Origin of the sequence: Daejeonella sp. (assembly GCF_037719425.1) — a bacterium.
Taxonomy (GTDB): domain Bacteria; phylum Bacteroidota; class Bacteroidia; order Sphingobacteriales; family Sphingobacteriaceae; genus Daejeonella.
This window is the reverse complement of sequence record NZ_JBBJNI010000202.1, coordinates 1-5,999: the sequence shown is the minus strand read 5'-3', so window position 1 is coordinate 5,999 and position 5,999 is coordinate 1. Positions and strand designations below refer to the sequence as shown.

The 5,999-nt window shown below is 43.7% G+C and carries 3 protein-coding genes; 1 reads left to right on the top strand and 2 read right to left on the bottom strand.

Annotation, left to right across the window (positions count from 1 at the left end; all coding sequences use genetic code 11):
- Positions 1–205 (bottom strand): hypothetical protein (locus WKF69_RS18210; protein WP_340383766.1); only part of this gene is annotated, 205 nt, incomplete at its 3' end.
- 680 nt (positions 206–885) lie between these two features.
- On the opposite strand from WKF69_RS18210, the gene WKF69_RS18205 reads away from it, so the two are divergent.
- Entirely contained in the window at positions 886–3,642 is a 2,757-nt protein-coding gene (locus WKF69_RS18205) for a hypothetical protein (protein WP_340383764.1), read from the top strand.
- A gap of 34 nt (positions 3,643–3,676) precedes the next feature.
- Here WKF69_RS18205 and WKF69_RS18200 read toward each other — a convergent pair whose 3' ends face one another.
- Positions 3,677–5,122, bottom strand: a complete 1,446-nt coding sequence (locus tag WKF69_RS18200; RefSeq protein ID WP_340383763.1) for a hypothetical protein — start codon at positions 5,120–5,122, stop codon at positions 3,677–3,679.
- Positions 5,123–5,999: the final 877 nt, after the last annotated feature.

Below are 5,999 nucleotides of genomic sequence, written 5' to 3'. Positions count from 1 at the left end.
TATAATAGGTTCCGTTGTATTTAAAACAGTAGGGATCCCCGCCAGCCTCAGAAATCACAGGGTTGCTGTAACATGCGGCGCTTACCGTCATTTCGGATGCAGTCTTTTTACTTTGAGACAGCTCCGCAGGTACGTCTTTTTCCGATTTGGAGCAATTTGTCAGCATGAAAGCACATGCGGTCAAAACAGTGATTTTAACTTTCATAAATTTAAATTTAGGTTTAGTGATGCTTTCCAGTATTGGATATACCTAAATTATAGTGAAAACTACATTGTAACTAACAGGATTGTAGCTAATTATATAAATGATGTACTGTACTCTAACCCAAACAAGTCTCATTTGGAGAGGAGTGGAAAGCGGAAAACTGAAAACTGAAAACTGAAATTGGGAGACCTACCTTACGACCTACCTGACTTGCGAAGTTTAATTACCAATAAGAAAGAAACTTCGCCAGTCTGGCCTTGATGGGAAGTGGAAAACTGAAAACTGAAAACAGAAATTGGGAGACCTACCTTACGACCTACCTGACTGGCGAAGTTTAATTACCAATAAGAAAGAAACTTCGCCAGTCTGGCCTTGATGGGAAGTGGAAAACTGAAAACTGGGTGCTGGCATCCTGTTAGTCCTGCGTAAACCTCAATCCCTCCAAATTAAACACCTCCCCATTACGTTGCGGTAATATAACCACCTTTCGGCGGACGCTTATGTGGAGGTTCTGGCCTTGGCCAGAATCCTCGAAGAATTCCCCTTAGCGTCCTTTGCGCAAAACTCTGAGATCTTTGCGGTTAAACATCGCCAGACCAATTTTATTCAATTAGACTTTTGTATATTTCCCTAAGCTTTAACAAAGCCAATTTGAATTACCATGCTCACATCTTTTTAATTTGAAAACCAGCTCCCTCTTTAAAATTCATTCAATAGCCTTCACCCTGTGCTGCATATGCGCTTTTGCCGGTAACGCCGAGGTTAAAGAATCAAATCGCGAGGCTAAGCAACCCGGTCTTGAAAAAGAAAATGATCCTTTAACCTTCCCTGCAGAAAAGATCTACCTGCAGCTCGACAACAAAGTTTACACCACAGATCAAACAGTATGGTTCAAAGCTATCGTAACCCGTGCATCAGACCACACAAGTTCAGGGATCAGTGGTGTATTGCATGTTGACCTTATTGACCAAAACGAGCTGATTGTTGAGAAGAAATTGATCCGGCTAGTCGGCGGTATCGGAGACGGCTTTTTCCAGCTCAATTCTAACTATACCGACGGACATTACCAGATCAGGGCATACACTGAATGGAATAGGAACTTTGGCCCCGACTTCTTCTTTAAAGAATATATTACGGTGTATAGTGACGGGACTGTTGTGGAGCCAAACCCCATACAAAGCGTTACTCTGACGGGTGCTGGAAACCAGCGCCGCATAAAAGCAACAATCAATCCCTCAGTTATTGACAGCATGCACACCCGGGACCTCGCACTTTTTATAGCAGCTGACGACCAGCGCGACACCATTAAGGTATCCCGGAGCAGCAAAAATAATTACGAGCTGGATTATGCGGTACCCCCGGGCGCCAATTTCATCACGCTGAAACTGAATACAAAGAATGCCTCCGGCTATTCACGCACCATAGTCATGGATGAGAACTTCCTTGACCTCCAGTTTTTTCCTGAAAGCGGGGAAATGGTGCATGGTTTACCAAACGTTTTGGGTTTCAAAGCCCTGGATAGCTCGGGAAACGGAATAAAAGTAACAGGCGAAATACTGAACAGCAAAGGTCAGGTGCTGACCACTTTTGCGAGCAACGAGCTCGGTATGGGAGCACTACTTCTGGCCGATGTGGATAGTGCACAAAGGTATACCGCGCGGGTTACTCAATTGAAAGATAAAGCACAGGTCAAATATCCCCTGCCTGCAGCTGCTGCCAAGGGAAACCTGCTCACTGTAAAAAAGATAAGGGCAAGGATCTATCTGAAAGTCACTTCAAATTACCTTACAGGTGACAGCCTGGTTGTGAAAGCCTCATGCCGGGGGCAAGCCTATTTCGACTTTAAGGGCCGCCTGAAAGAAGGAGTTTGGGAATTGTTCCTGCCCGCTGATATACTGCCAGAAGGAGTGATCTCATTCACATTAATGACTTTAGACCGCACCCCACTGGCTGAGCGCCTGTATTTTAATGAACGTCCGGAAGACCGGATCCAGCTTTCGGTGAACGCGGATAAGGGAACATATACCCAGCGGGAACTTACTAAACTGGCGATCAGCACAACAGATAACGATGGAAAGCCCATTAATGCCGGCCTCTCAGTTATGGTGTTGAACACCGGCGACCTGGGCAATTCTCAAAACCTGCGCGAGAACATCCTGTCGTATTTCCTCCTTAGTTCAGAGTTACGGGGCCGGATAGAAAATCCCGGATCATATTTTACAGATAAAATAAGCCGGTTACAGGATCTGGATGCGCTGCTACTGACACAGGGCTGGCGTAAGTATAAATACAGCAAACCGCCCGGCACTATAACTTTTAAGCCGGAGCAAACCATTGCCGTGTCGGGTTATGTGGGGGCGGCCCTTGCGCAGAAGAAAGAAAGATCCGGAGTAGCCCTGAGCATGGTGATCTTCGGGCCAAGATCTGGCGCACAGACCCAAACTACCGACAGCCTGGGCAGGTTCAGCTTTGATTTAGACGAACAGGAGGGCCACACTGTTGACGTCCTCGTTCAAAGCAACAGCAAGACCGGCAAACAAAAAGACTATACGATGATTCTTGATAAAAAGACCTCTCCTCCTGCTTCCTTTGATCAGATCCTCACTATCCAGAAACCCGACAGCATCGAGCGGGCTTATGTAAGCAAAAGCATGGACAGGAAGAAAGCAGATGATGCCTATATCCGGTCAAAATCAGGTGTAGCGCTGCAGGAAGTGGTGGTAAGAGAGACCGCTCTCAGTCCGCAGAAAAAACTCGTAGAAGATAAATACGGTAAAGCAAGAACAGTGATCAGCGGAGATGACATCCGGAGCAAAGAACCAAAATGGGCGTACGGTTTGTACAGCGTTCTGATGTTCAATTTTCCAGAAGTAAGAGTTCGGCAATACCCAAACCTGCTGTACGCTTCCATTCCAAATAGCGAGCTCACGCTCGTTGTAGTCGATGGCATCCCCGTAAATTTTCAGGAGTATGGTACCATTTCGAGCATCCCCCCGAGTGAAGTAAAAAGCTTTGAGCTGATCCCCTATGCTAAAAACTTCAGAAACCTGTTCTGTGAAACCATACCTGAGAATTGCGGGCCCTACGCTCCCACGACTGGTAATGTAATTGCCATCTATACCTATGCCGGCAAAGGCATTTACGGTGTCACACGCCCTGTCGGATTATCCAGGCATACTATTCCTGTATTTGCCGCACCAGCAGAATTTTATGCTCCCAAATATGAACATCTCACCCCGGAAGACTGGAAGAAACCCGATAAACGAACCCTCGTACACTGGCAGCCACAACTATGGACCAACAAGCTCGGAAACGCCGCCATCTCCTTTTACAATGCGGATAATATCGGACCGCTATCGGTGATTGTTGAGGCGATTTCTGCTGATGGGAGGATTGGGTATAAGGAGGTGAAGCTCGTCGTGAAGAAAAGGGAATGATTTTTTTGAGTGGAGAGTGGCGAATTTCCCTTCTTTAATTACTTCCTCCACATTTGATTAATACGCCCTGTCCCGCGGGCAACCAAGATGCGTTCTGTTTAGACATCTCAATTTGTTCCATAGAATTACCTCTCATCGAACCTTTTAGGTTTTTATGATTCAAAATCTCTGAAAGATATGGCACATCTTCCCCGACAGAAACTACAAAAAGTCTCTCATCAGGAATTTTGGTATGCAGAACAAAGCGTGCGGACTTCTCTAAGCTCAGATTTACAACCATTATATACTTAGTACCCTTTTCACTTATAAACTCACCTACCATCAAAGGTTCTTCGGAATCAACGCTTTGAAGATGTTGACCAGGTAACAGAGGAAGCGAGGGATCGATTGTAGCATCACTAAAGTAAACTCCTGTCGATTTAAGTTTTTTAATAATAGGGCCTAAAATCGACACTTGCCGGTTTACCTCCTTCAAGTATTGCCAGATTAAAGTTCTCTTTTCATTCGTGTCCAAAGGATTATAATCATAGGCTTGACCATGGTACGTATACCATATTATTCCTCCTACCCCTGCTGCTAAGGAAGTATAAGCCTGGAAAGCTAAATTTTGCGGTGAAGGTATGGTTGTGTAATGTCGTATCTGGTTTGAAGAAACAATATTGAAAAACGGAATATTATATTTTAAAGCAACACGATAAACTTCCATTAGATTAGTGTAATATTTAGCAGATTGCGCCTTATTCTGTAAATCCTTCGAAAACTGAACCATATAATTATCATAACTAATTATTTGAGGTTTAACTTCATTCACAAATTTTTCCAGATATTCAGTGTAAGTTTTGGTGCCTAACTGCGACTTAACCTGGTCCATTTGCCAAAGAGTAGCGTAATTTGGATAAAGATTAATATAGGCAATTTTCCCTGGGGCATACTTTTTCACCGCTGCAACTGCCTTTGCCAATGCAGGAAAGGCTAGGGAGGAAGGTTCATCACAGATGAAATAACCTATAATAGCTTTGCTCTTGCCACCATTTTCTACCATCTTTTTTATATATTCATCAATTTCTCCATCTGATAATTTCTGCCATTGATTCCCGGTTAAATGAGGACCTTTTGATACTATTACAGATAGGCCAAGTTCCTCGCAAAGAGCATAATTTTGCGGATCCGCAGCGTCGGCAACATTCAGATAGGATTCCGCCATACCCCTCAACCCCTTTTCTCGGTCGATTAATTTGTTATGATGAAAATATCCTGCAATAAGAAATGCATTCGGTGAAAATTTAGAATCTTTTTTACTGCCCGACAAGATCTCATCATTGTCAACTCCGGTTTTTATAATTGCTTTTGAATTTTGCGCGTAAGAACTATAATTGAATAATAACCCTATTGCAAATATTAAACAAATGCAGTGCTGCCAATTTAAAGCTGATAAAGCTTTTCTCTCATAATTCCTGATTCCTTTTTTAACTTTAGCCATATTCTAAAAATAAAGCACAGAAGGGGTTTAGCCGTCATGCACTGTCCTGAATTACTTTCTAATCGATGTATTTGATAAATCAGACATAAGCGATCTCCCGCCTTCAGAAGATGCATTTCCCTGGCAAACGCCTGGTTCTATTAAATAAAACTTTTAGCAGAGTCTTTTGCCACGCTATGCTCGCAATGACACCACCTTGTGGAAATCCTGTTTTAACGCCCCCGTCGCAGCGTCTAGTCCCGTCCGCGCACTGTCCACTGTCTACTTTCAACTCTCAACTTAATAAAAACTTTTAGCAGAGTCTTTATACTTACCGCCTCTTTCGCGTTCGGTGTACTGCCAATCTTCATCAGCTTCACCATACTTGCGGCATCCGCCCTGGGCGGAGAATTTAAACCCAATGACTGTAATGCACCAGCCTTATTAAATTGAAAACTGAAAACTGAAAGTGAGTGTGACGCCTATAGCCCGCGCGGTTAAGACTTTGGGTTTGTGCCTTCAACTTTCAGTTTTCAGTTTTCAGCTTCTTTTTAACCCGATTCTAATTTTCTCATTATTTCTAATTTTAAATTAACAATCACTCTTATCATTGCACCGTTACAATTCCATTTTCCATAAACTCAATTCTAATCTTCTCCTCAACTTCATCCTTCCTGCTTCAGACCTCTGACCTCCGACTGTCATCCCGAGCGAAGCGACTGTCATCCCGAGCGAAGCGAGGGATCATTCACTAAGGATTCACTAGTGGTTCACTAAGCGTTCACTAAGGTTTCACCGTCCAATACCCCCTGTCCGACTTCAGAACTCTGGCCTCCGATTTCAGTGTCATGTCCTGAAAAAAGTAGACACTATTATTGTTGTTATTGGAGCTGTTGGA

What these genes read in the sequence shown, in the direction of transcription:
- WKF69_RS18200 (WP_340383763.1), bottom strand. Translation starts at nt 5,122, where the DNA reads ATGGCTAAAGTTAAAAAAGGAATCAGGAATTATGAGAGAAAAGCTTTA.